At 65.5% G+C, this 22772-nt stretch carries 22 protein-coding genes; 6 read left to right on the top strand and 16 right to left on the bottom strand.

Going from position 1 to position 22772, the window contains the following annotated elements; all coding sequences use genetic code 11:
* Positions 1–12: 12 nt before the first annotated feature.
* Positions 13–1149, bottom strand: coding sequence for a molybdopterin-synthase adenylyltransferase MoeB (gene moeB / locus CR918_RS07120; RefSeq protein WP_099842330.1), 1137 nt, complete (start codon positions 1147–1149; stop codon positions 13–15).
* On the opposite strand from moeB, the gene CR918_RS07115 reads away from it, so the two are divergent.
* A complete protein-coding gene (locus CR918_RS07115; RefSeq protein WP_243378991.1) occupies positions 1148–1735 on the top strand; it encodes a GNAT family N-acetyltransferase in 588 nt (195 codons plus the stop codon). The two genes, moeB and CR918_RS07115, sit on opposite strands and share 2 nt — an antisense overlap.
* A gap of 77 nt (positions 1736–1812) precedes the next feature.
* Here CR918_RS07115 and der read toward each other — a convergent pair whose 3' ends face one another.
* From der to ndk, 7 genes are all read right to left on the bottom strand, one after another.
* Complete coding sequence (der, locus tag CR918_RS07110; RefSeq protein WP_025874993.1) at positions 1813–3210, bottom strand: ribosome biogenesis GTPase Der; 1398 nt, start codon at positions 3208–3210, stop codon at positions 1813–1815.
* A 15-nt stretch (positions 3211–3225) separates the two neighbouring features.
* Positions 3226–4434 (bottom strand): outer membrane protein assembly factor BamB, encoded by a 1209-nt coding sequence (bamB, locus tag CR918_RS07105; protein ID WP_099842328.1) that lies wholly within the window; start codon positions 4432–4434, stop codon positions 3226–3228.
* Complete coding sequence (locus CR918_RS07100; protein ID WP_025874997.1) at positions 4434–5072, bottom strand: YfgM family protein; 639 nt, start codon at positions 5070–5072, stop codon at positions 4434–4436. The genes bamB and CR918_RS07100 overlap by 1 nt, the downstream gene beginning before the upstream one ends.
* A gap of 64 nt (positions 5073–5136) precedes the next feature.
* Positions 5137–5997, bottom strand: coding sequence for a helix-turn-helix domain-containing protein (locus CR918_RS07095; protein ID WP_051501573.1), 861 nt, complete (start codon positions 5995–5997; stop codon positions 5137–5139).
* Positions 5998–6015: 18 nt separating this feature from the next.
* On the bottom strand, positions 6016–6801 hold the full coding sequence (gene pilW, locus CR918_RS07090; protein WP_099842327.1) for a type IV pilus biogenesis/stability protein PilW: 786 nt from the start codon (positions 6799–6801) through the stop codon (positions 6016–6018).
* The gene (rlmN, locus tag CR918_RS07085; RefSeq protein ID WP_032977561.1) at positions 6788–7993 is read right to left on the bottom strand and encodes a dual-specificity RNA methyltransferase RlmN; all 1206 of its coding nucleotides are present in this window, start codon (positions 7991–7993) and stop codon (positions 6788–6790) included. The genes pilW and rlmN overlap by 14 nt, the downstream gene beginning before the upstream one ends.
* 10 nt (positions 7994–8003) lie before the next feature.
* Entirely contained in the window at positions 8004–8429 is a 426-nt protein-coding gene (gene ndk / locus CR918_RS07080) for a nucleoside-diphosphate kinase (RefSeq protein ID WP_008265389.1), read from the bottom strand.
* 362 nt (positions 8430–8791) lie between these two features.
* Here ndk and CR918_RS07075 point away from each other — a divergent pair, with 362 nt between their 5' ends.
* The 3 genes from CR918_RS07075 (at position 8792) to CR918_RS07065 (ending at position 13137) form a co-directional block, all read left to right on the top strand.
* Entirely contained in the window at positions 8792–9460 is a 669-nt protein-coding gene (locus CR918_RS07075) for a TetR/AcrR family transcriptional regulator (protein WP_025875011.1), read from the top strand.
* A gap of 26 nt (positions 9461–9486) precedes the next feature.
* Positions 9487–11859, top strand: coding sequence for a 3-hydroxyacyl-CoA dehydrogenase/enoyl-CoA hydratase family protein (locus tag CR918_RS07070; RefSeq protein ID WP_099842326.1), 2373 nt, complete (start codon positions 9487–9489; stop codon positions 11857–11859).
* Between the two features lie 69 nt (positions 11860–11928).
* Positions 11929–13137, top strand: coding sequence for an acetyl-CoA C-acyltransferase (locus tag CR918_RS07065; protein WP_032977565.1), 1209 nt, complete (start codon positions 11929–11931; stop codon positions 13135–13137).
* A gap of 538 nt (positions 13138–13675) precedes the next feature.
* Here CR918_RS07065 and galU read toward each other — a convergent pair.
* From galU to cmk, 8 genes are all read right to left on the bottom strand, one after another.
* Entirely contained in the window at positions 13676–14554 is an 879-nt protein-coding gene (gene galU / locus CR918_RS07060) for a UTP--glucose-1-phosphate uridylyltransferase GalU (RefSeq protein ID WP_099842325.1), read from the bottom strand.
* Positions 14551–16464 carry a polysaccharide biosynthesis protein gene (locus CR918_RS07055; protein ID WP_162292037.1) on the bottom strand — a complete coding sequence of 638 codons (1914 nt, stop codon included), beginning with the start codon at positions 16462–16464 and terminating at the stop codon, positions 14551–14553. The genes galU and CR918_RS07055 overlap by 4 nt, the downstream gene beginning before the upstream one ends.
* A gap of 15 nt (positions 16465–16479) precedes the next feature.
* On the bottom strand, positions 16480–17457 hold the full coding sequence (locus CR918_RS07050) for an MraY family glycosyltransferase (protein ID WP_099842324.1): 978 nt from the start codon (positions 17455–17457) through the stop codon (positions 16480–16482).
* A gap of 3 nt (positions 17458–17460) precedes the next feature.
* Positions 17461–18639, bottom strand: coding sequence for a lipopolysaccharide assembly protein LapB (gene lapB, locus CR918_RS07045; RefSeq protein WP_049466151.1), 1179 nt, complete (start codon positions 18637–18639; stop codon positions 17461–17463).
* A gap of 6 nt (positions 18640–18645) precedes the next feature.
* Positions 18646–18930 (bottom strand): lipopolysaccharide assembly protein LapA domain-containing protein, encoded by a 285-nt coding sequence (locus CR918_RS07040; protein ID WP_025875021.1) that lies wholly within the window; start codon positions 18928–18930, stop codon positions 18646–18648.
* Positions 18931–19007: 77 nt separating this feature from the next.
* Positions 19008–19313: an integration host factor subunit beta gene (locus CR918_RS07035; protein WP_005409286.1), complete on the bottom strand. Its 306-nt coding sequence runs from the start codon at positions 19311–19313 to the stop codon at positions 19008–19010.
* An 89-nt stretch (positions 19314–19402) separates the two neighbouring features.
* Positions 19403–21088: a 30S ribosomal protein S1 gene (rpsA, locus tag CR918_RS07030; RefSeq protein ID WP_025875032.1), complete on the bottom strand. Its 1686-nt coding sequence runs from the start codon at positions 21086–21088 to the stop codon at positions 19403–19405.
* A gap of 201 nt (positions 21089–21289) precedes the next feature.
* Complete coding sequence (gene cmk / locus CR918_RS07025) at positions 21290–21967, bottom strand: (d)CMP kinase (protein ID WP_025875034.1); 678 nt, start codon at positions 21965–21967, stop codon at positions 21290–21292.
* A gap of 197 nt (positions 21968–22164) precedes the next feature.
* Here cmk and ykgO point away from each other — a divergent pair, with 197 nt between their 5' ends.
* Positions 22165–22290 carry a type B 50S ribosomal protein L36 gene (gene ykgO / locus CR918_RS07020; protein WP_005409283.1) on the top strand — a complete coding sequence of 42 codons (126 nt, stop codon included), beginning with the start codon at positions 22165–22167 and terminating at the stop codon, positions 22288–22290.
* 146 nt (positions 22291–22436) lie between these two features.
* On the top strand, positions 22437–22766 hold the full coding sequence (locus tag CR918_RS07015; protein WP_025875042.1) for a hypothetical protein: 330 nt from the start codon (positions 22437–22439) through the stop codon (positions 22764–22766).
* Positions 22767–22772 lie beyond the last annotated feature (6 nt).

Here is a 22772-nt window from a genome sequence, read left to right as displayed (position 1 = left end):
GCGCTACCGGGTTCACCCGCCCCGACAGAACGCGGCGTAATCGATGTACCCCGGGAACGGCGCGCCCGGCGCGCACACCGCGCACTGCGGGTCGGGGCTGATGCGGGTCTCGCGGAAGCGCATGCCCAGCGCATCAAAGCGCAGCAGGCGGCCCACCAACGGTTCGCCGATGCCCAGCAGCAGCTTCAGCACCTCGGTGGCCTGCAGCACACCCGCGAGGCCCGGCAGCACGCCCAGCACGCCCGCTTCGGAGCAGTTGGGCGCGAACTCCGGCGGCGGCGGCTCCGGGAACAGGCAGCGGTAGCACGGCGCCACGCCGCGCTGGCGGCCGGCATCGAACACGCTCACCTGGCCGTCGAAGCGCTCGATGGCGGCGTAGACCATCGGCGTGGCGTGCTTGATGCAGGCGTCGTTGAGCAGGTAGCGCAAGGGGAAGTTGTCCGAACCATCCAGCACCACGTCAACGTCCTGCAGCAGGCGGTCCACGTTCTCCGAGGTGACCCGCTCGGGCACGGCCTCGACCTCGATGGACGGGTTCAACGCCAGCAGCCGCTCACGTGCCGAATCAACCTTCAGCTGGCCGACGCTGGCCTCGGTATGCACGATCTGCCGGTGCAGGTTGCTGCGCTCGACACGGTCGTGGTCGGCAAAACGCAGGTGCCCTACCCCGGCGGCCGCCAGGTAGAACCCGGCCGGCGCGCCCAGGCCGCCCGCGCCCAGCACCAGCACCCGCGACTGCTGCAGGCGGCGCTGGCCGGCCTCGCCCACCTGCGGCAGCAGCAGGTGGCGCGAATAGCGGTCATAGAAATCGCGGTCGGCGACGCTGCTCAGTGGCTGCACCAGCGGCAGCGCCTGCTCGCGCCAGGCCACGGTGCCGCCGGCAACGGAGGCGACGTTGGCATAGCCCGCATCCAGCAGCGCCTGCGCTGCATCTGCCGAGCGCTTGCCGCTCTGGCAGATCAGCAGGATTTCCTGTTCCGGCACAGGCAGGTGCGCGGCGGGGTCGTCCAGCAGTTCAGCCTTGGCCACGCCACGCGCGCCCTCGGCCATGCCGCCGGCCCGCTCGTGCGCCTCGCGCACGTCGATCAGCACCGCACCATGGGCCACGCGCGCGCGCGCCCGCTCGGGGGAAAGCTCTGGAATGCTCATGGCGTCCATTGTAGAGCCGGGCCCCATGTTGACGGAGCCGACGGCGCGTAGGACCCTCTGCCCGGTGAAACCATCGATCAATCCCGTACAGACCGAGCACCTGGTGCTCCGGCCGTTCTCATGCGCCGACGGCCCCGAGGTCTTCGCCGGCATCACGCCAACGCTGACCCGCTTCATGGCATTCGATCCGCCGGACTCTTTTGCGGCATTCGAAAAGATCGGCCAGGAATGGCTGCGCCTGATCGAGGAAGGCGCGGAATACACGTTCGTGATCCGGCATCTGCAGGACGGACGCTTTGTGGGCATCGCCGCCGTGCACCGCGCTACCGAGGGCGAACCCGAGCTTGGCATCTGGATAAGCGAGCGCGAGCACGGACAGGGCTACGGCCGCGAGGCAGTGCGCGCCGTCGTCCACTGGTGCGCGGAACGGCTCGCTGCGGTCGCCTATCGCTACCCGGTGGCGGTGGACAACGTGGCCAGCCGGCGGATTGCCGAAGCACTGGGCGGCCAGGTGGTCGGCACCGAGCAGAGCGCGAAGTTTGCGTCGGTGGTCTATCGGATTCCGGTGCCGGGGCTGCCTGGCTGAGGTTGCCGGCCAGCGGCCGGCGCTACCGACAGGATCGCCACAACGAGAAAGGCGGCCCTGCGGCCGCCTCTCGTGGATCACTTGCCCTTGACGTGCTTCATCAAGCGCCGCTTGGCCTTGACCTGCCGTTCGGTCAGCACGTTCTTCTTGCCTTCGTACGGGTTGGCACCCTCGCGGAAGATGAACTGCACCGGCGTTCCGATCAGCTTGAAGCGCTTGCGGAAGAAGTTCTCCAGGTAGCGCTTGTACGACTCCTGCAGTTCCTTCAGGCGGGTGCCGTGCACGATGAAGGTCGGCGGGTTGGCGCCGGCCGGGTGCACGTAACGCAGCTTGGAGACGTGGCCGCGGATGGTCGGCGGCGGGTTGGTCTCGTAGGCCACTTCCAGCGCCTTGTTCACTTCGCTGGTGGTGAAGGTCTTGTTCGCCGATTCGTGCGCGCGATGCACCGCACGGAACAGCTCGCGCAGGCCCGAGCCATGCTTGGCCGAGATGCGCACCGATTCGGCCCACGGCACGAAGCCCAAGCGCAGCGACAGCATCGTTTCGGCCTGCTCACGCTGGTAGTCGGTCAGGCCGTCCCACTTGTTGATCGCGATCACCAGCGCGCGGCCGGCATCCAGCACGGCGCCGAGCACGGTGGCGTCCTGGTCGGTCACGCCTTCGGTGGCGTCGAGCATCAGCACGGCCACCTGGCACTGCTCGATCGACTGCATGGTCTTGACCACCGAGAACTTCTCGACGACCTCGTCCACGCGCGAACGGCGACGCAGGCCGGCGGTGTCGATCAGGCGGTACTCGCGGCCATCGCGCTCCAGGTCCACCGAGATCGAATCGCGGGTGGTGCCCGGCACGTCCGAGGCGATCATGCGCTCTTCGCCGAGGATGCGGTTGACCAGGGTTGACTTGCCCACGTTCGGGCGGCCGACGAAGGCGATGCGCACGCGGTTCGGATCGTTGTCCAGCTCTTCGCCGCTGCCCTCTTCCGGCAGGCGCTGGATGACCTCGTCAAGCAGGTCGTCCAGGCCCTGGCGATGGGCAGCCGACACGGTCAGCATCTCGCTGAAGCCGTAGCGGGCGAACTCCGAACGCACGGTGTCCTCGTCGGTGCCGTCGATCTTGTTGATCAGCAGCAGCGTCGGGCGCGACAGCTTGCGCAGCCAGGCCAGGATCTCATCGTCCATCGCCGAGGTGCCCTCGCGGGCATCGACGACGAACAGGATCAGGTCAGCTTCGCCAGCGGCAGCGCGGGCCTGGCGCGTGGTAGCACCAGCCAGGCCTTCTTCTTCCTCTGCGATGCCGCCGGTATCGACGACGAGGAAATGGTTGTCCTCGTCAAGCCGGCAGACGCCATAGTTGCGGTCCCGGGTGACGCCGGGCTGGTCATGGACCAGGGCGTCACGTGTACGGGTCAGTGCATTGAATATGGTCGACTTGCCGACATTCGGCCGTCCAACCAGGGCGACCAAAGGCAGCATCGCGATTACTCCGTATTAATTTGCCAACCGGAATGCGGTCAGCTTGCCATCAACGTTCTGCACCAGCAGCACTCCATCGACGACGATTGGCTGGGCCAGAAGCGCATCACCGCCGCTTTTCGCCCGCGCCGCCATCGCGCCATCGGAGGCCTGCAGCCAATGCAGGTATCCCTTGTAGTCACCGACCACCACGTAGTCGCCGTGCAGCGCCGGACCGGTCAGCGAGCGCCGGGCCAGTGCGGTCTGCGACCACATCGCCGCGCCGCTGGCCTTGTCCAGGCCGAACACGCCGCCCTTGTTGTCGGTAACGAAAACATTGCCCGAAGACACCGCCACACCGCCGGCACCGCCGTGGTCACGCGCCCACATCGGGCGACCAGTCGGGCCTTCGATGGCCATGGTCTGGTTCTTGAAGCTGCTCACGAACAGCGTGTTGCCGTCGAGCACCGGGGCGCCATCGACGTCGGCCATGCGGTCCAGCTCGGTACGGCCTTCGCCGGTACCCACGTTCTGGTCCCACAGCGTGCGGCCGTCCTGCATGGCCAGCGCAGACACGCTGCCCTCGTCCTTGCCGATGAACAGCACGCCCGGACCGGCCACCACCGGCGCGTTGCCACGCACGGTCAGCGCCGGCAGCTCGCTGGGGTTGAACCACTTCTGGGTGCCGTTGCCGGCATCGAACGCGGTGACGCGACCGTCATTGCTGCGCACGAAGACCATGCCCTGGGCAATGGCCGGCGCGGCGATCACTTCGTTGGGCACGCGTGCGCGCCACTTCTCGCTGCCATCGTTGATGTCCAGCGCGATCACCTGGCCATCGAGGGTACCGATGACCACCAGGTTCTCGCCGACGCCCGGACCACCGGACAGCCGCAGCTTGGCCTTCTTCTTTTCCTTCTTCGGCTCCCAGGTCCAGACCTTCTTGCCGGTCTGCAGGTCGATGGCGTGCACGCCACCGGTGATCGCCGCGGCGAACACGTGGCCATTGGCCACTGCCGGGCCCTGGCGTACGCCGATGCGGCGCTCGCCCTTGCCCAGGTTGACCGACCAGGCCTTGTTGACCTTCAGGGTCGGCTCGAACTTCACCAGTTCCGCCGGCTCCTGTGCCTTCTTCGCTGCTGCGTCCTTGCCGGCGAACCAGCCCTTCATGGTGCTGCAACCGGACAGCGCCATACCAAGCAGGAGTACGGTGGCGACGCGCGTGATCATGACCTTCTGACTCATCAAACCGACTCCGCAGGGGCGGCGACGGTGCCGCCGGCGTCCATAACCTTGGTTTCCAGCAGTCGCCGCTGCGGCGCTGCCACGTCCAGCGTCTTCAGCGCCTTCTCATACTGTTCGCGGGCGGCGTCACGCTTGCCCTGCGCCATCAGCGCATCGCCATGGATTTCCAGGCTGCTGCTGTCGGTGGCGCTGCCCAGCAGCTTGATCGCTTCATCGCCCTTGCCGGTAGCCACCAGCAGGCGTGCCACGCGCTGGTCGACCACGCGCTGCAGGTCGCCTTCGACCTTCACCGCGCGCAGGGTGGCCAGCGCCTCTTCATTCTTGCCGGCATCGACCTGGGCCTTGGCCAGCTGCAGCGCAGCCAGGTCGCCGTAGATGCTGGACGGGCCAGCCTCCAGCGCCTTGACCGCCTTGGCCGCGTCGTCGAGCTTGTTCTGCTGCAGGCCCACCAGGGCCTTCTGGTACTCGACATTGGCCGAGGCCAGCTTGCCGCCCTGATCCTTCTGGTACCACTGCCAGCCGGCAATGGCACCGATGGCGATGACTACGCCACCGAGGATGCTGGCACCATTCTTCCGCAGCCAGCTGCGGACGCGTTCACTTTGTTCGTGCTCGTCGAGCAGGTCGTCGATCGCCATGCGTACTCTCGCCCCGCCCATCGGGAGGGACCATTGGGATTATCGAAGGTGGTGAAACCGCGCCTCAGTGTGAAACCGGGACAACGGAGCCTTCAGAGGATACCTGAAAGCGTGCCACGTTGGCTCGCTGATAGGGCGTCAGATCGACGATAGCGCCATTCTGCTGAACCTGGACCGCCGAGGCGTTGCCCAGGGTGACCCGGGCCACCTGGCCGGGGGTGAAGCTGCGGGTCTCGCCCGCCTTGATCAACGCCTTCTCGACGCTGCCGCCATCCGGACCGGCAATATCGACCCAGCTGTCGCCACTGAACTGCATGTCCAGGTTGGCGGCAGCAGCCGGCGCAGCGCGTGGCACCGGGGCCAGCGAGGCAACGTAGGGGGTAGCAGTCGGCTTGGTGACAGGTGCGGCCGCCACTTCGGCGGGCGCCGCGGCGGCGGACCCGGGACCGGCCGGGGTAACCGGTACGGCGGCCGGGATCACATCCAGCGAGGCGGTGTTCGGCGAAGGTGCGGTGCCATCGAAGTGACCGCGGGTGGCGAACCAGACCGGGACCGCCAGCACGGCGGTAATACCGACATACAGCGCACGGCGGCCGAGATTCTCGGCGATCCGGCGCGCACGCGGGGTATGGGTGTGGCTGACCAGGGTGGGCGGAACCACCGGGCCGACCTGGGCCTGTTCCAGCAGTTCGCTGACATCGACGCCGAGCAGGCGGGCGTAGCTGCGCAGCTGGCCGCGCACGAACACCGGCGCGCCGAGCTTCTGCCACTGCTCCTGCTCGAGCGACCTCACCACTTGAACCGGCATGCGCAGGCGCTGGCCGACATCTTCGAGGGTCAGTCCGGCGGCCTCGCGGGCCTGGCGCAGGCGGGTGCCGCAGCCGGCCACAGTCTCGAGATCGCTCACAGTCTGGTCATCAATCACAATGCATCAACCCTGGAGTTAGGAGCCCGCGTCCTGCGGAAATTCCTGTCGAATCCGCTGAAGATAGCGATCAGATGCCGCCTGATCACCCAGTCGCGCCTCGATTTCAGACGCAAGTTGTAACACGGAACGCGTGGCCGGTGCAGCCGCAATCCTACGTTCGGCGAAGGCGCGGGCTTCCATGAACTGGCCGCGACGGAAGCTCAGCTGGGCCATCGCCTCCAACGCGACCGGGTTGCCAGGCACCTGGGACAGGGCGGCACGCAGGTTGCGTTCGGCGCGATCAAGCTGCCCGGCATCCAACGCACAGCTGCCGCCGTTGGCCTGCGCCTCGGCCGGCGTGGTGTAGCTGCGCGCCTGCAGCGCACGATCGAACCAGGCCAGCGACTCGGAAGCCTGTCCGTTCTGGCACAGCCAGGCACCATAATTGTTGAGCACGTCCCCCCGCTGCGGCGCCAGTTCGGCGGCCCTGCGGAAACCTTCCCCGGCCTGTCGGGTGCGGCCACGCTGATCATCGATGCCGGCCAGCAGCACCAGTGCATCGGGGTCGGCAGGCGCCAGCTTGATCGCATCGCGCGTCTTGCGCTCGGCCGCATCGAGGTTGCCGCTCTGCATGTCGCGGGCGGCCAAGGCGAGCAGATCCGCGGCGCGGACCTGCCGGCGAACACCTTCGGGGTCGCGGACCGAATAGACCGTTGCCTGGCTCGGGCCCAGCTTGGCCTTGGGTTGCGACTTGCAAGCGGTGACCGAGAAGGCCAGCACGGCTGCAAGCAGCGCCAGCCAGAAGCGGTCAGGCCGCGGCATCGCTCCCCTTCCCCGCCTGCAGCGTCTTGTTGAACTCGGCCTGGCGGCGCGTGCGATCCATCACCTGGCCCTTGAGCTGGCCACAGGCGGCATCGATATCGTCGCCACGGGTACGGCGCACCATGGTCAGCACGTTGCTGTCGAGCAGGATCTTCTGGAAGGCGCGGATATGCGCTTCTTCGGAACGCTCGTAGCGGGTACCCGGGAACGGGTTGAACGGGATCAGGTTGACCTTGCCCGAGTCCCTGGCCTGCACCGCGTTGTCGAACTGGTGCATCAGCCGCGCCAACTGGCGGGCGTGCTCGGGCTGGTCGTTGATGCCCTTCATCAGGGTGTATTCGAAGGTGACCGATTCGCGGCGCTTGTTGGCGCGCAGGTAGCGTGCGCACGAAGCCATCAGCTCGGCGATCGGGTACTTCTTGTTGAGCGGCACGAGGGTCTCGCGCAGCTCGTCGTTCGGCGCATGCAGCGACACCGCCAGCGACACGTCGCTTTCCGTGGACAGGCGGTCGATCTGCGGAACCAGGCCGGAGGTCGACAGGGTCACGCGCTTGTTGGCCAGGCCGTAGCCCAGATCGTCGCGCATCACGCTCATGGCACGCACGACGTTGTCGAAATTCATCAACGGCTCGCCCATGCCCATCATCACCACGTTGGTGAGGCGGCGCATCTGGTGCGGCACGTTGCCCAGGTGGCGCGCCGCGATCCACACCTGGCCGATGATCTCGGCGGTGGTCAGGTTGCGGTTGAAGCCCTGGGTGGCGGTGGAGCAGAACGTGCAGTTCAGGCCACAACCGACCTGCGAGGACACGCACAGCGTGCCGCGGGTCTTGTCGGGGATGTACACGGTCTCGATGGCGTTCTTGCCATCCACGCCCATCGCCAGCAGCCACTTGTGGGTGCCGTCGGCGGAGGGCTTGTCGAAGATGATGTTCGGGACGAGGACCTCGGCATGCTCCTGCAGCTTGGCGCGCAGGACCTTGCCGAGGTCGGTCATCTCATCGAACTCGGTGACGTAGCGATGGTGGATCCACTTCATCACCTGATGGGCGCGGAACTTCTTCTCGCCGAGAACCTCGACGAAAAACTTCTCCAGGCCCGCGCGATCGAGGTCGAGCAGGTTCTGCTTGCCAGCCGTGGGTGCCGACTTCGGCAGCGGCTGGATGGCGATTTTCTGTACGACCTCGTTCACGGCATTACTCTCAGCGCGAGACGACTTCGGTGGCGGCGAAGAAGTACGCGATTTCAATCGCGGCATTCTCGACCGAGTCCGAGCCGTGGGCGGCATTGGCATCGATGGATTCGGCGAAGTCGGCGCGGATGGTGCCCGCAGCGGCTTCCTTCGGGTTGGTGGCGCCCAGCAGGTCGCGGTGGGCCAGGACGGCGTTCTCGCCTTCCAGGGCCTGGATCATCACCGGGCCGGAGATCATGAACTCGACCAGTGCGTTGAAGAACGGACGCTCGCGGTGCACGGCGTAGAAGCCTTCGGCTTCACGACGCGACAGCTGCTTGTACTTGGCCGCCACGACCTTCAGGCCGGCCTTTTCGAAGCGGGCGTAGATTTCGCCGATGACGTTCTTGGCAACGGCGTCCGGCTTGATGATCGAAAGGGTGCGCTCCAGCGCCATGGGATGTCTCCAATGGAATCGGGCCGCTGATGGCCCGAAGGGTAACAAAAAAAAAGCCGCGTCGAAACGCGGGCTTAGCCTGATAAACGTGCGCGGATTGTAAAAGATAAAGCGGCAGGGTGGTAGTGCCGGCCGCTGGCCGGCATTGGGCGCAGGGGTCGGATCCCCGCAGGGGCTCTGACCCCATTATGGGGCAGCACCGGGGTCGGAGCCCCAGGGGGGATCCGACCCCAGCCACCACCCCATTCACCCACCTGAGCGGATTCTGACCAGCCAAGGCATTTTTGCTGCACTGCAAAATGCCATACGGTACCGTCTGGTTCTAGTATCAAACAATCGTTTGATTAAGGTCCGCCCGCCCGATGGCCAAGCCCGCCCACTTCTCGACCAAGGACCGGATCCTCGGCGCCGCCGAGGAGCTGTTCGCCCAGCACGGCTTTGCCGGCACCTCGCTGCGCCAGGTCACCAGCCAGGCAGACGTCAACATCGCTGCGGTCAACTACCACTTCGGCTCCAAGGAAAACCTGGTCAACGAGGTGTTCCGCCGCCGCATGGACGAGATGACCGGCGCCCGCCTGGCCCAGCTCGAGCGTGCCCGCAACGAACACCCCGGGCAACTGCGGCCGGTGCTCGCCGCCTTCGTCGAGCCAGCCCTGGCGCTGGCCCAGGACCGCCAGAACGGCGGTGCCTTCGTCCGCGTGATCGCCCGTGCCTACGCTGAAAAGAATGACAACCTGCGCAAGTTCCTGTCCGACCACTACGGCCACGTGCTGCGTGAGTTCGGCAAGGCGATCGCCACCTGCGTGCCCGGCCTGAGCAAGGAAGAGCTCTATTGGCGCCTGGATTTCCTCGCTGGCTCGCTGACCTATGCCATGGCCGATTTCGGGCTGATCAAGCGACCTGCCGGTGTCACCGAAACGGCGCATCGTGCCCATGCCGCCCATGAACTGATCCATTTCGCCGAGGCCGGATTCCGTGCCGCCGCCCGCAGCGGCAGCGCCCTGCCCGCCTCCATTGATTCCACCCAGTAACTGCTGACCAACAAAGGCCCTACACCATGTCCAATTCCCTGCTAGTCCGCCGCGCCGCCGTGCTGGGTGCCGGCGTCATGGGTGCCCAGATCGCCGCCCACCTCACCAATGCCGGCGTCGACACCGTGCTGTTCGACCTGCCTGCCAAGGAAGGTCCGGCCGATGGCATCGTGCTGAAGTCGATCGCCAACCTCGGCAAGCTGAGCCCGGCGCCGCTGGCCAGCAAGTCGCTGGCCGAAGCCATCACCCCGGCCAACTACGAGACCGGCCTGGAACAGCTGAAGGACTGCGACCTGATCATCGAGGCCATCGCCGAGCGCATGGACTGGAAGCAGGACCTGTACAAGAAGATCGCCCCGTTCGTGGCCGACCACGCCGTGCTGGCCTCCAACACCTCGGGCCTGGGCATCAACAAGCTGGCCGACGTGCTGCCCGAACAGCTGCGCCACCGCTTCTGCGGCGTGCATTTCTTCAACCCGCCGCGCTACATGCACCTGGCCGAGCTGATCCCGGCCACCACCACCGACGCCAGCGTGCTGGAAGGCCTGGAAGCGTTCCTGGTCACCACCCTGGGCAAGGGCGTGGTGTACGCCAAGGACACCCCTAACTTCATCGGCAACCGCATCGGCGTGTTCTCGATCCTGTCCACCATCCACCACACCCAGGAATTCGGCCTGGGCTTCGACGAAGTGGACGGCCTGACCGGCCCGCTGGTCGGCCGCCCGAAGTCCGCCACCTACCGTACCTCCGACGTGGTCGGCCTGGACACCATGGCCCACGTCATCAAGACCATGGGCGATACCCTGCCCAACGACCCGTGGCATGAGTTCTTCAAGTCGCCGAAGTGGCTGGATGCGCTGATTGCCAAGGGCGCACTGGGCCAGAAGACCGGCGCCGGCATCTTCCGCAAGGTCGGCAAGGACATCGTGGTGCTGGACCTGGAAAAGCAGGACTACCGTCCGGCTGACCGCGCCGCCGCACCGGAAGTGGTCGAGATCCTGAAGATCAAGAACCCGGCCGAGAAGTTCGCCAAGCTGCGCGAGAGCCAGCACCCGCAGGCGCAGTTCCTGTGGGCGACCTTCCGCGACCTGTTCCACTACAGCGCCTACCACCTGGCCGACATCGCCGAGACCGCGCGCGACGTCGATCTGGCCATCCGCTGGGGCTACGGCTGGTCGCTGGGCCCGTTCGAAACCTGGCAGGCTGCCGGCTGGAAGCAGGTGGCGCAGTGGATTGCCGATGACATCGTCGCCGGCAAGAGCATGAGCAACGCCCCGCTGCCGGATTGGGTATTTGACGGCCGCGATGGCGTGCATGCCGCCGAAGGCAGCTACAGCCCGTCGCGCAACGCCAAGCTGCCGCGTTCGTCGCTGCCGGTGTACCAGCGCCAACGCTTCCCCGATCCGCTGCTGGGTGAGAAGTTCGCGCCGGGCGAGACCGTATTCGAGAACGACGGCCTGCGCATGTGGCACGACGGCGATGGCATCGCTGTGGTCAGCTTCAAGACCAAGATGAACACCGTGTCCGACCACGTGCTGAATGGCCTGCAGGAATGCGTCACGCGCGCCGAGAAGGACTTCCAGGGCCTGGTGATCTGGCAGCAGAAGGAGCCCTTCTCCGCCGGTGCCGACCTGGCTGGCGCCCTCGGCCTGCTGCAGGCCGGCAAGGTCGACCAGTTCGAAGAAATGGTGCACAACTTCCAGCGCACCAGCCAGCGCATCAAGTACTCGCTGGTGCCGGTGGTGGCTGCCGTGCGCGGCCTGGCCCTGGGTGGCGGCTGCGAGTTCCAGATGCACAGCGCCAAGACCGTGGCCTTCCTGGAAAGCTACATCGGCCTGGTCGAGGCCGGCGTCGGCCTGCTGCCGGCAGGCGGCGGCCTGAAGGAACTGGCCGTGCGTGCCTCGCAGGCCGCTGGCCCGGGCGGTGACGTGTTCGCCGAACTGAAGAAGACCTTTGAGACCGTGGCGATGGCCAAGGTGTCCAACTCGGCGGTCAACGCCCAGGAACTGGGCCTGCTGCGCAGCACCGACAAGGTGGTGTTCAACAGCTACGAGGCCCTGTACATCGCCAAGGCCGAAGCACGCGCCCTGGCCGAAGCGGGCTACCGTCCGCCGCTGCCGGCACGCCGCATCCAGGTGGCCGGCGACGTCGGCATCGCCACCTTCAAGATGATGCTGGTCAACATGCTGGAAGGCCGCTTCATCAGCCCGTACGACTACGAGATCGCCGAGCGCATCGCCACCGTGCTGTGCGGCGGCAAGGTCGACCGCGGCACCCTGGTCGACGAAGAGTGGCTGCTGACCCTGGAGCGCAAGCACTTCGTCGAACTGGCCCAGCAGGAAAAGACCCAGGCCCGCATCGCGCACATGCTCAAGACCGGCAAGCCGCTGCGGAACTGACGGAAGACATCGGTAGTGCCGGCCGCTGGCCGGCAACCTCTTCCAACCCCTATTCAAGAGATCACTGCAATGACCAAGCAAATCCAGGACGCCTACATCGTCGCCGCCACCCGCACCCCGGTTGGCAAGGCGCCCAAGGGCATGTTCCGCAACACCCGCCCCGACGACATGCTCGCCCACGTGCTGCGCAGCGTCGTGGCGCAGGCGCCGGGCGTGGACGTCAACCGCATCGATGACGCGATCATCGGCTGCGCGATGCCCGAAGCCGAGCAGGGCATGAACGTGGCGCGCATCGGCGTGCTGCTGGCCGGCCTGCCGAACACCATCGCCGCGCAGACCGTGAACCGCTTCTGCTCCTCCGGCCTGCAGGCCGTGGCGCAGGCGGCCGACGCGATCCGCCTTGGCAACGCCGACCTGATGCTGGCCGGCGGCACCGAATCGATGTCGATGGTGCCGATGATGGGCAACAAGATCGCAATGGCCCCGAGCGTGTTCGACAACGACCACGTCGCCATCGCCTACGGCATGGGCATCACCGCCGAGAAGGTCGCTGAAGAGTGGAAGGTCTCGCGCGAAGAACAGGACGCGTTCGCCCTGGCCTCGCACCAGAAGGCCATGGCCGCCATCCAGAATGGTGACTTCAAGGACGAGATCAGCCCGTACGAGATCGTCTCGCACCAGCCCGACCTGGCCGACGGCAAGCGCATCATCACCCGCAACAAGGTGGCCGACACCGACGAAGGCCCGCGCCCGGATTCATCCGCTGAAGGCTTGGCCAAGCTGCGCCCGGTGTTCCGCAACGGCCAGTTCGGCGGCACCGTCACTGCCGGCAACTCCTCGCAGATGAGCGATGGCGCCGGCGCAGTGCTGCTGGCGTCGGAACAGGCGATCAAGGATTACGGCCTGACCCCGCTGGCCCGCTTCGTCAGCTTCTCGGTGGCCGGCGTGCGCCCGGAAGTGATGGGCATCGGCCCGATCGCCGCGATTCCGAAGGCGCTGAAGCAGGCCGGCCTGAGCCAGGATCAGCTGGACTGGATCGAGCTCAACGAAGCCTTCGCCGCGCAGTCGCTGGCCGTGATCCGCGATTGCGGCCTGGACCCGAGCAAGGTCAATCCGCTGGGCGGCGCGATTGCGCTGGGCCATCCGCTGGGTGCGACCGGCGCGATCCGTACCGCGACCCTGCTGCACGGCCTGCGCCGTCGCCAGCAGAAGTACGGCATGGTGACGATGTGCATCGGCACCGGCATGGGTGCGGCGGGCATTTTCGAGGCGCTGTAAGGTTCAAGGCGTTGCCTCGTTGGGCTTCAAGGCGTGGGCCGGGTTGGCAGGGCTACCCGGGACACGCCGTGAACCCATCCATGGGGGCTCGATGGCGCCATCCATGGCGCCAACGGTCCCGGGCAGCCCTGCCAACCCGGCCCTTCCAGCCTCCCCGCGGCGGTGGGATAAGAAGAGGCAAGAGCAGTAGATCCACGCCATGCGTGGATGCTCCGAAAACGAAAAAAGGCAGCCATCGGCTGCCTTTTTCGTTTCTGCCCTGCTCTTGATTCCGCCCTTCCCGTCCGCGCCCGCAGGAAACCAAGCTGGCGGGATGGGTGGGCCTTTGCAGGACCGTTGGCACCATGGGCCCGAGGCATGCCTCGGGCGGGTTGGGCAGGACGCCCAACCCCGGTCTTGCCGTGTGCGCAGGACAGCGCACACGAGCAAGGCGCCATCGAGCCCCCATGGACGGGTTTACAGCGTGTCCTGCGAAGGCCCACCCATCCCGCCCATCACGTATCAATCAAGGCGCCGCGAACGGAGCGCTTGAAAACCCTTACTCCGCCAGCATCGCCGCCAGCTTCTCGCGCGCCGGGCCGGCCAGCTTCGGGTTGTCCAGCGCGAAGCGGATCGTCGCCTCGACCAGCCCCAGGTGGGTGCCGCAGTCGAAACGGGTGCCCTCGAAACGATAGGCATCGACCTCGTCGGTCTTCAGCAGTTCGGCGATCGCATCGGTCAGCTGGATCTCGCCACCGGCACCGGTGCGGGTCTGCTCGAGCAGCTCGAAAATCTTCGGGCTCAGCACGTAGCGCCCCACCACTGCCAGGTCACTCGGTGCGTCTTCCGGCTTGGGCTTCTCCACGATCTGCGAGATACGCCCCTTGCGGCCGTCGAACGCCTCGGTGGCGACGATGCCGTAACTGGCCGTCTTGTCGTGGGGCACGTCCTCCACGGCGATGACGCTGGCACTACTGGCCTCGTTGAGGTCGGCCATCTGCTTCAGCGCACCCGCGCCGCGGTTCCAGATCAGATCGTCGGGCAGCAGCACGGCGAACGGCTCGTCACCGATGACCGCCTTGGCGCACAGCACCGCATGGCCCAGGCCCAGAGCCTCGGCCTGGGTGACGAAGATCGCGCGCACGCCTTCCGGCAGCACATGGCGGATCAATTCGAGCTGCTCGTGCTTGCCCGCGCGCTCGAGCTTCTGCTCCAGCTCGTAGGCCTTGTCGAAATAGTCGGCGACGGCATGCTTGTAACGGTTGGTGATGAACACCAGGGTGTCACAGCCTGCTTCGATCGCCTCATCCACGGCGTACTGGATCAGCGGCCGATCGATGATCGGCAGCATCTCCTTCGGCACCGTCTTGGTCGCCGGAAGAAAACGCGTGCCCAGACCCGCTACCGGGAATACCGCCTTGCGAATGCGCTTGCTCATTGGTGCCTGTTGGCCTCACGTGCCGGAAAGGGCACAACCTTAGCGGATGAAATGTAAGCATCCTGTTCGATTGGCGAGAATTCCGGCATGGTCGCAAACAGGATTTCCTGGATCGTATCGATGTCGTACCGGGCAATGGCCTCGCGCAGCTTCGGCACGTTGCCCAGCACGATGTCCCGCGAGAACGAACGGACGCCGGCCTCGAGGATCTTCGGGTGCGCGGTCGGCCGGTAGTCCTCGTCGGAATAGAACAGCGTCTCGTGCAGCTTCTCGCCCTGGCGCAGGCCGGTATAGATGATCGGAATTTCCTTGTAGGGCTGCTTGCCCGCCAGGCGGATCATCTGCTCGGCCAACACCCGGATCGGCACGGGCTCGCCCATGTCCAGGGTGTAGATCGCGCCGTGCGACGCCGACGCGGCCGCCTGCAGGATCAGCTGGCACGCCTCGGGAATAGTCATGAAATAGCGGCTGACCTCCGGGTCTGTCACCGTGACCGGGCCGCCCTTGAGGATCTGCTCGCGGAACAGCGGCACCACGCTGCCGGCCGACGCCAGCACGTTGCCGAAACGCACGGTCACGAAACGGGTGTGCGTGGACTTCTGGTCCAGGCTCTGGCAGATCATCTCCGCATAGCGCTTGCTGGCGCCCAGCGCATTGACCGGGTCCACCGCCTTGTCGGTCGAGATGAACACAAAGTGCTCGACGTGGGCTTCCAGGCAGGCGCGGGCCACGTTCTCGGTGGCCAGGATGTTGTTGCGCACGGCTTCACGCAGCTGACGCTCCAGCACCGGCACGTGCTTGTAGGCAGCCGCATGGAAAGCGGTGTCGACCGGGTGCAGCGACAGCGCGTGGCGGATCACCGCGGGATCACCACAGTCACCGAGCACCGCTTCAATCTCGACATCAGGGAAGCTGCGGCGCAGCTCGCCCTCGATGGTCAACAGCAGCAGCTCACTGATCTCCAGCAGCACGATACGACCGGCACCATGGCGCGCACACTGGCGGCACAGCTCGGACCCGATCGAGCCACCGGCACCGGTCACCATCACCGTGCGCCCGCCCAACCAGCCACGGATGAGGTTCCAGTCCGGCATGATCGGCTTGCGGCCGAGCAGATCTTCGATCGCCACTTCCTTCAACTGGCCCGGCAGCGACTGCCCCTGCAGGATGTCGCTGAGCTTGGGCACGGTCCGGAACGGAATGCCGGTGCTCTCGCAGATGGCCACCACGCGTTGCATGCCCACCGCATCCAGCGAGGGCATGGCGATCACCAGCAGCTTGGCTGCGGTCTCGCGGGCCACCGCCGGTGCGTCGTCCAGGGTCCCCAGGATCGGCAGGCTCTGCAGCTTGGCGCCACGCAGGTGCGGCGCATCATCGAGCAGGCCGACCGGCTCGAAATTGCCGGACCGGCGCAGGTCGCGCACCAGGGTCTCGGCGGCCTGGCCGGCGCCGAGAATCAGCACCCGGCGCGCGGTGGAGTCGGACTGCAGCGACTGATAGTCCTTCCACGCCCGGTACAGCAGGCGTGGCGCGCCCAGCAGCGCCGACAGCGCGAACGGATAGATCACCAGCACCGACATCGGCACGCCGTCGAAGCGCTTCCAGGCCAGTACCAGAACAATGGCGATCAGGCCGATGAAGCTGGCCTTGAAGATGTTCAGCAGGTCGCTGACGCTGGCAAAACGCCACAGGCCGCGATAAAGGCCGATACGCCAGAACACCAGTCCCTGCAGCGCCAGTACCAGCGTCGTATCCACGTTCCACAACGGCAATGCGGGAGCATCGGCGAGGATCGAGTAACGACCTGCATGCAACAGCTGCCAACAGGCCCATACCATGAACAAGTCGTGGCAGACGATGGCCGTACGCGGCATCAGGCCGAGGATTCTGTCCCGCCAGGGTGAAGACATAGATCGAGTAATTCCTTATCGGTGGCGCAATCCATTGCGCAGGAGGAGCCACAGCAGGGTCAGCGCGGCAAACCACGCGACCGCTACGGCAGCCTCCCACCTCGGCTGCAAATTGGTGCAGATATTGAACACTGTAATACTGAACAGGCCCAAAACAAAGTACATCCCTGTCACCAGGGCATGGCTGGCTCCTGCCTGCACCGCGCGCTGGTAGACATGCTGGGTGTGGGGTTCCATCCAGCGTTGGCCTGAAAGCATGCGCGCCAACAGCGTGAAGCCCGCGTCCACAAGAAATGCAGACAACGGCAGTAACAGCAGGATCCAGTTGATGTCGGTGTACAGTGCGGCGACCGCCAGCACGACGGCCACGGCGTAGCCCAGCGCGCCACTGCCCACATCACCCATGAAGATCCGCGCCTGCGGGAAATTGAATGGCAGAAAACCCACGCACGCCAAGCCGAGAACAACGGCCACCAGCGAATAAGGCCACGGCAGCACGGTGGCAAAGCCCAGCGCAACGATGACGGCCTGGCTGCTGGCAATCCCGTTGATGCCATCCATGAAGTTCCAGATGTTGATCAGCGAGGCGGTGAAGAACAGCACCAGCAGGCTCAACAGCCAGCTGCCGCCGTGCATCTTGACCAGCCCTGCCAGCAACAGGGCGGCAAGGAAATGTACCAGCAGCCGGCGCATGGCTGGCAGCGGCCGATGGTCATCCCACCAGCCAATGCCGGCCACCAGCAGCAGGCCAAGGCTGGCAACAGCCAGGCTGGGCGCGGCGTCCGGCCAGAAAAAAGCGGCCACGGCCGCGGCAACCAGCAGACTGATCACGATGGCGATGCCGCCACCGCGAGGGGTGGCGACACTATGGCTGCGGCGCTCGCCGGGCTGATCCAGCAGCTGCCTGCGCAGCGCATACACGCGCGCCGCCCAGGTCAATGCCGCGCTGAGCAGGGCCAGGCCCAGCAGCGCGGCCATCACAAGCCACGGCATGGTTCAGAGCACCGCGTAATTCAACAGCGGCTTGACCGTGCCCCATTCCTTGCAGCTGGGGCATTGCCAATGGTGGGTACGCGCGCCGAATCCGCAGCGTGTGCAGCGGTAGGCGGGATTGCGCACCAGCAGCTGGTCGGTGATGTGCTTGAGGTCGTGCAGGGTCGCGGTGGAATCTGCGCCCTCGGCCAGGGTGAGGTCGATCAGGGCCGATTCGCCACGCACCGACGGGCGGTCCTTGAGCTGGCGACCGAGGTAGGCGCGCGCAGGCGCAACCCCCTCCTGCTCTTCCATCAGGCGGGTCAGGGCCAGCACCGGGGCGATGCCGCGGTAATGCTCGGTCATCTCGGACAGGAAGGCGCGCGCGCCGCCCAGGTCGCCGACCTTGCGGTAGTTGTCCATCAGCGCCGGCAGCACTTCCGGCAGGTACTCCGGATCGTTGCGGGCGGCACGCTCGAAGGCGCGCACGGCGGCCTCGGCATTGCCGGCATCGGTTTCCAGGCGGCCCTCGATGATGCCGGCACGGACCGACATGGCATCGGCCTGGTAGGCGCGGGCGATGGCCGCCCTCGCCTCTTCCAGCTTGCCCGCACCACGGAAGCGCTCGGCGAGCTCGCATTCGAACTGCCCGATCAGCTTGCCCATCGGCTCGCCGGTGACATCTTCGAAGCGGGTGGCGTTGTCGATCGCCTTTTCCCAGTCGCGCTCGGCCTGGTAGATGCCGATCAGGTGCTTGAGCGCCTGCGGCGCGCGCTGGTCCAGCTGTGCCAGTTCGGTGAACACGGTTTCGGCACGGTCCAGCAGGCCGGACTTCATGTAGTCCTCGCCCAGTGCCAGCAGGGCCTGCACGCGCTGCGCGTCGCTCAGGTCCTGGCGGTTGACCAGGCCTTGGTGCAGGCGAATCGCGCGGTCCACTTCACCACGGCGACGGAACAGATGGCCCAGCGCGACCTGGGTCTCGAAGGTTTCCTTGTCCAGCTCGGCGATGTGCAGGAACAGTTCGATGGCCTTGTCCGGCTGCTCGTTGAGCAGGTAGTTCAGGCCACGGAAATAGGTGCTGGACAGGTGGCTGACCTGGTTGTCACCGTGGCGTTGACCGCCGCGGCGTCCGATCACCCAGCCGGCCAGGGCCGCCAACGGCAGGCAGAGGAAGAACCAGAACCACTCGGAAACGAATTCCATCGTCGATCAACGTCCATCAAAAGATTGGGAGGGGGCCACCGGCGCCGACGGCGCAGCCGCCGACTTGTTGGCACGTCGCAGCTGGCTGTAGAGCGGAATGACCACGCTTACCAGCACCAGACCAGCGCCGACCACGACACCGATCAGCAGGGCGGCGATCAGCGCCACGCCGACGGACGTGTTCAATTGGGTAAACAGCAGGTTGATCGACATGGCCGTCATGTTGACCGCACCGATGATCAGACCAAGGATCAGAACCGCCAGCAGGACCAGCAGACGAAAAACTTTCATGCGACAGCTCCATTGGCAGGAGGCCGTAGCTTATCCGACTCGTGGTGGGATTCGCACGAAGTCGCGCGACGGATGGCTCAGGCCGGATCTGCGTCCAGCGGCAGCACACTGCTGACCCGCTCGCGCAATTCCTTGCCTGGCTTGAAATGAGGGACATGCTTGCCCGGCAGGGCAACCGATTCGCCGGTCTTCGGGTTGCGACCCAGGCGCGGCGGACGGTAGTGCAGCGAAAAGCTGCCGAAGCCGCGGATCTCGATGCGATCGCCGGCCGACAGTGAGCCCCCCATCATTTCCAGCAATGACTTGACCGCCAGATCGACATCATCGGCCTTCAGGTGCGCCTGCCGGCGCGCAAGGATTTCGATCAGTTCGGATTTGGTCATTACCGGCTCACATCAGGGGCATCTCAGCCTGAAACGGCCCGGGCAGTGCCCGGGCCGTCCAGGAAACAACGAACAGCGTAAGGCCGATATTACTCGGACTTGTTACCGTTCAGCTGTGCACGCAGCAGCGCGCCCAGCTGGGTGGTGCCGCTGGAAGCCGAAGAGGACTGGTATTCCTCCAGCACTTCGCGCATTTCCGCGTCGTCCTTGGCCTTGATCGACAGCTGCAGGGTACGACCCTTGCGATCCATGCCCACGAACTTGGCTTCAACCTTGTCGCCGACCTTCAGGTGCTGGGTCGCGTCGTCGACACGCTCGTTGGCGATGTCGCGAGCTGCAACATAGCCTTCGATGCCGTCGGACAGCTCGATGATCGCGCCCTTGGCGTCGACTTCCTTCACCACGCCTTCGACCTTGGAGCCCTTCGGATTGGTCGCCATGTACTGGCCGAACGGATCCTGCTCCAGCTGCTTGACGCCCAGCGAAATGCGCTCGCGCTCCGGATCGACGGCCAGGACCACTGCGTCCAGGTTGTCGCCCTTCTTGAAGTTGCGAACGATGTCTTCGCCAGTGGTCGCCCAGCTGATGTCGGACAGGTGAACCAGGCCGTCGATGCCGCCGTCCAGGCCGATGAAGATGCCGAAGTCGGTGATCGACTTGATCTGGCCCGACACCTTGTCACCCTTCTTGTGGGTGGCAGCGAAGGTTTCCCACGGATTGGCGGCAACCTGCTTCATGCCCAGCGAGATGCGGCGACGCTCCTCGTCGACGTCCAGGACCATGACTTCAACTTCGTCACCGACCTGCACAACCTTGGACGGGTTGACGTTCTTGTTGGTCCAATCCATCTCGGAAACGTGCACCAGGCCTTCGACGCCCGGCTCGATTTCGACGAATGCGCCGTAATCGGTGACGTTGGAGACCTTGCCGAACACGCGGCTGTTGGCCGGGTAACGACGGGCGATGTTATCCCACGGATCTTCGCCCAGCTGCTTCAGGCCCAGCGAAACGCGGTTGCGCTCGCGGTCGAACTTCAGCACGCGCACGTCCAGCTCGTCGCCGACATTGACGACTTCGGACGGATGGCGCACGCGCTTCCATGCCATGTCGGTGATGTGCAGCAGGCCGTCGATGCCGCCCAGGTCCACGAATGCGCCGTAATCGGTCAGGTTCTTGACGACACCCTTCAGGATCGCGCCTTCCTGCAGCTTGTCCATCAGCTGCTCGCGCTCTTCCGAGTGCTCGCTTTCGACGACAGCGCGGCGCGAGACCACGACGTTGTTGCGCTTGCGGTCAAGCTTGATGAGCTTGAATTCCAGCTCCTTGCCTTCCAGGTAGGCCGGATCGCGCACGGGGCGCACATCGACCAGGGAACCCGGCAGGAAGGCGCGGACATCCTTGATGTCCACGGTGAAACCACCCTTGACCTTGCCGCTGATGCGACCGGTGATGGTTTCGTTCTTTTCCAACGCTTCTTCCAGCTCGTCCCACACCATCGCGCGCTTGGCCTTCTCGCGCGACAGGACGGTTTCACCGAAGCCGTTCTCGATAGAGTCGAGGGCGACCTTGACGATGTCGCCTTCGGCAACATCGATTTCGCCAGCGTCGTTACGGAACTGTTCGATCGGCACGATGCCTTCGGACTTCAGCCCGGCGTTGATCACCACGACGTCGCCGCGGACTTCAACAACGGTACCGCTGACGATGGCGCCCGGCTTCAGCTTGGCCAGGTTGGCCTGGCTGGCTTCAAACAGTTCGGCAAATGATTCGGTCATTAGATTTACTCTGTTGGACACATGGGTCGGTTGGCTTCCCTTCAGGGAATGGCTACCGCCCGCCTGTTGGTCGACCCCGGAAATGCAGGTCGTGTGTGGAAGTAGGAAAACCGCCACGCATCATTGCGCGACGGAGCTTTTACAGCACTGCAGATGCGCGACCTCCACCGATGCTGCTGGCAGAGCTCCCGCGCGAACGGATCAGGCAGCCGGAACCGGAAGCAGATCCATCACTCTGGCAACGACATCTTCGATGCCGATGCCTGTGGTGTCGATGAGGACAGCATCGTCTGCCGGCTTCAGGGGCGCCACGGTACGCTGAGCATCACGGGCGTCGCGGGCCATGATCTCGCGCAGGAGGTCTTCAAAGTTAACAGAAACCCCCTTGTCTTTCAACTGCTTATGCCGGCGCTCGGCGCGCTCCTCGGCACTGGCGGTCAGGAAGACCTTGTAGGGGGCGTCCGGGAAGATCACCGTACCCATGTCGCGGCCGTCGGCAACCAGCCCCGGCTCCATCCTGAATGCGCGCTGGCGCTCCTTCAGGGCGGCCCGGACCTCGGGGATGGCGGCAATCGCCGACGCCAGCGCCCCGGTGGTCTCCAGCCGCAGCTCGTCGGTGGCGTCGGTGCCATTGACCAGGACCCGCATGCCATCGCCCTGCTCGACGAACTGGACATGCGTATCAAAGGTGCAGCGCACCAGCGCGGAAGCATCGGAGGTGTCGATGTCGGCCCAGCTGGCCGCCACGCCGACCGCGCGGTACAGAGCACCCGAATCCAGGTAGTGCCAGCCCAACCGGCGCGCCACGATGCGGCTGATGGTACCCTTGCCGGCCCCTGACGGGCCGTCGATGGTCAGGACGGGAACGAGTGGATTCATGGGGGTCCTTGCGCGTGTGAAGGGGGCATTCTAGCCCCTGCCAGACACCCCGCAACGGGCCTTTTGTGCAACCACTTGAAACCATGGGGAAAAGCCCGGTAGAATGGCGGGCTTGAACGAGCGTCCACTGCCGATTGTCTTTCGCATATCGCGGCCACGCTCCACCCGAACAACTACTGTTTACGCCGAGGTATGCCATGAAAGTTCTGTCCTCCCTGAAGTCGGCGAAGGCCCGTCACCGTGACTGCAAGGTCGTGCGTCGTCGTGGCAAGATCTTCGTCATCTGCAAGTCGAACCCGCGTTTCAAGGCGCGTCAGCGCTAAGCCCAACGGTCCTTGTGACCGCGGCTGGCCCCACGCGGGGCCGACCCGATGCAAAAAGCCGCCTTCGGGCGGTTTTTTGTTTATGCGGTTTTTTCCTGTCGTTTTTGCTGTAATCGCTGTTCTTGACCACTGGGGAGTAGATCGAGATGACGCGTTACCTGTGCACCCTGGCCGTACTGGCCACCCTGGCTGCCGCCACCCCGGCGATGGCCGATACCCTGCTTGTCGACCGCGCCCGCGAAAAGCCGGCCGGCGCCCTGCCCGTCCGCGGCCAGAGCATGCAGCAGGTGCAGTCGCAGTTCGGCGCGCCGGCAGAGCAGCTGCAGCCGCGCGGCGGGCAGAAACGGCAATGGCCGACCATCCACCGCTGGGTGTACCCGCAGTTCACCGTCTACTTCGAGAAGCAGAAGGTGATCGACGTGGTGGCAAACCAGGCGGATCCGAACGAAATCGGCCCCAAGCCGCCGATCCGTTGACCCCCA

Origin of the sequence: Stenotrophomonas indicatrix (assembly GCF_002750975.1) — a bacterium.
Taxonomy (GTDB): domain Bacteria; phylum Pseudomonadota; class Gammaproteobacteria; order Xanthomonadales; family Xanthomonadaceae; genus Stenotrophomonas; species Stenotrophomonas indicatrix.
This window is presented reverse-complemented; position numbering and strand designations above follow the sequence as displayed.

Coding starts and splice junctions, on each gene's coding strand:
- CR918_RS07100 (WP_025874997.1), bottom strand. CDS start 5,072: ATGGCGATCGACGACCTGCTCGACGAGCACGAACAAAGTGAACGCGTC.
- CR918_RS07075 (WP_025875011.1), top strand. CDS start 8,792: ATGGCCAAGCCCGCCCACTTCTCGACCAAGGACCGGATCCTCGGCGCC.
- der (WP_025874993.1), bottom strand. CDS start 3,210: ATGCTGCCTTTGGTCGCCCTGGTTGGACGGCCGAATGTCGGCAAGTCG.
- CR918_RS07065 (WP_032977565.1), top strand. CDS start 11,929: ATGACCAAGCAAATCCAGGACGCCTACATCGTCGCCGCCACCCGCACC.
- CR918_RS07070 (WP_099842326.1), top strand. CDS start 9,487: ATGTCCAATTCCCTGCTAGTCCGCCGCGCCGCCGTGCTGGGTGCCGGC.
- pilW (WP_099842327.1), bottom strand. CDS start 6,801: ATGCCGCGGCCTGACCGCTTCTGGCTGGCGCTGCTTGCAGCCGTGCTG.
- CR918_RS07040 (WP_025875021.1), bottom strand. CDS start 18,930: ATGAAAGTTTTTCGTCTGCTGGTCCTGCTGGCGGTTCTGATCCTTGGT.
- CR918_RS07035 (WP_005409286.1), bottom strand. CDS start 19,313: ATGACCAAATCCGAACTGATCGAAATCCTTGCGCGCCGGCAGGCGCAC.
- ykgO (WP_005409283.1), top strand. CDS start 22,165: ATGAAAGTTCTGTCCTCCCTGAAGTCGGCGAAGGCCCGTCACCGTGAC.
- CR918_RS07115 (WP_243378991.1), top strand. CDS start 1,148: ATGGCGTCCATTGTAGAGCCGGGCCCCATGTTGACGGAGCCGACGGCG.
- galU (WP_099842325.1), bottom strand. CDS start 14,554: ATGAGCAAGCGCATTCGCAAGGCGGTATTCCCGGTAGCGGGTCTGGGC.
- ndk (WP_008265389.1), bottom strand. CDS start 8,429: ATGGCGCTGGAGCGCACCCTTTCGATCATCAAGCCGGACGCCGTTGCC.
- bamB (WP_099842328.1), bottom strand. CDS start 4,434: ATGAGTCAGAAGGTCATGATCACGCGCGTCGCCACCGTACTCCTGCTT.
- cmk (WP_025875034.1), bottom strand. CDS start 21,967: ATGAATCCACTCGTTCCCGTCCTGACCATCGACGGCCCGTCAGGGGCC.
- moeB (WP_099842330.1), bottom strand. CDS start 1,149: ATGAGCATTCCAGAGCTTTCCCCCGAGCGGGCGCGCGCGCGCGTGGCC.
- lapB (WP_049466151.1), bottom strand. CDS start 18,639: ATGGAATTCGTTTCCGAGTGGTTCTGGTTCTTCCTCTGCCTGCCGTTG.
- CR918_RS07055 (WP_162292037.1), bottom strand. CDS start 16,464: ATGTCTTCACCCTGGCGGGACAGAATCCTCGGCCTGATGCCGCGTACG.
- CR918_RS07015 (WP_025875042.1), top strand. CDS start 22,437: ATGACGCGTTACCTGTGCACCCTGGCCGTACTGGCCACCCTGGCTGCC.
- CR918_RS07050 (WP_099842324.1), bottom strand. CDS start 17,457: ATGCCGTGGCTTGTGATGGCCGCGCTGCTGGGCCTGGCCCTGCTCAGC.
- rpsA (WP_025875032.1), bottom strand. CDS start 21,088: ATGACCGAATCATTTGCCGAACTGTTTGAAGCCAGCCAGGCCAACCTG.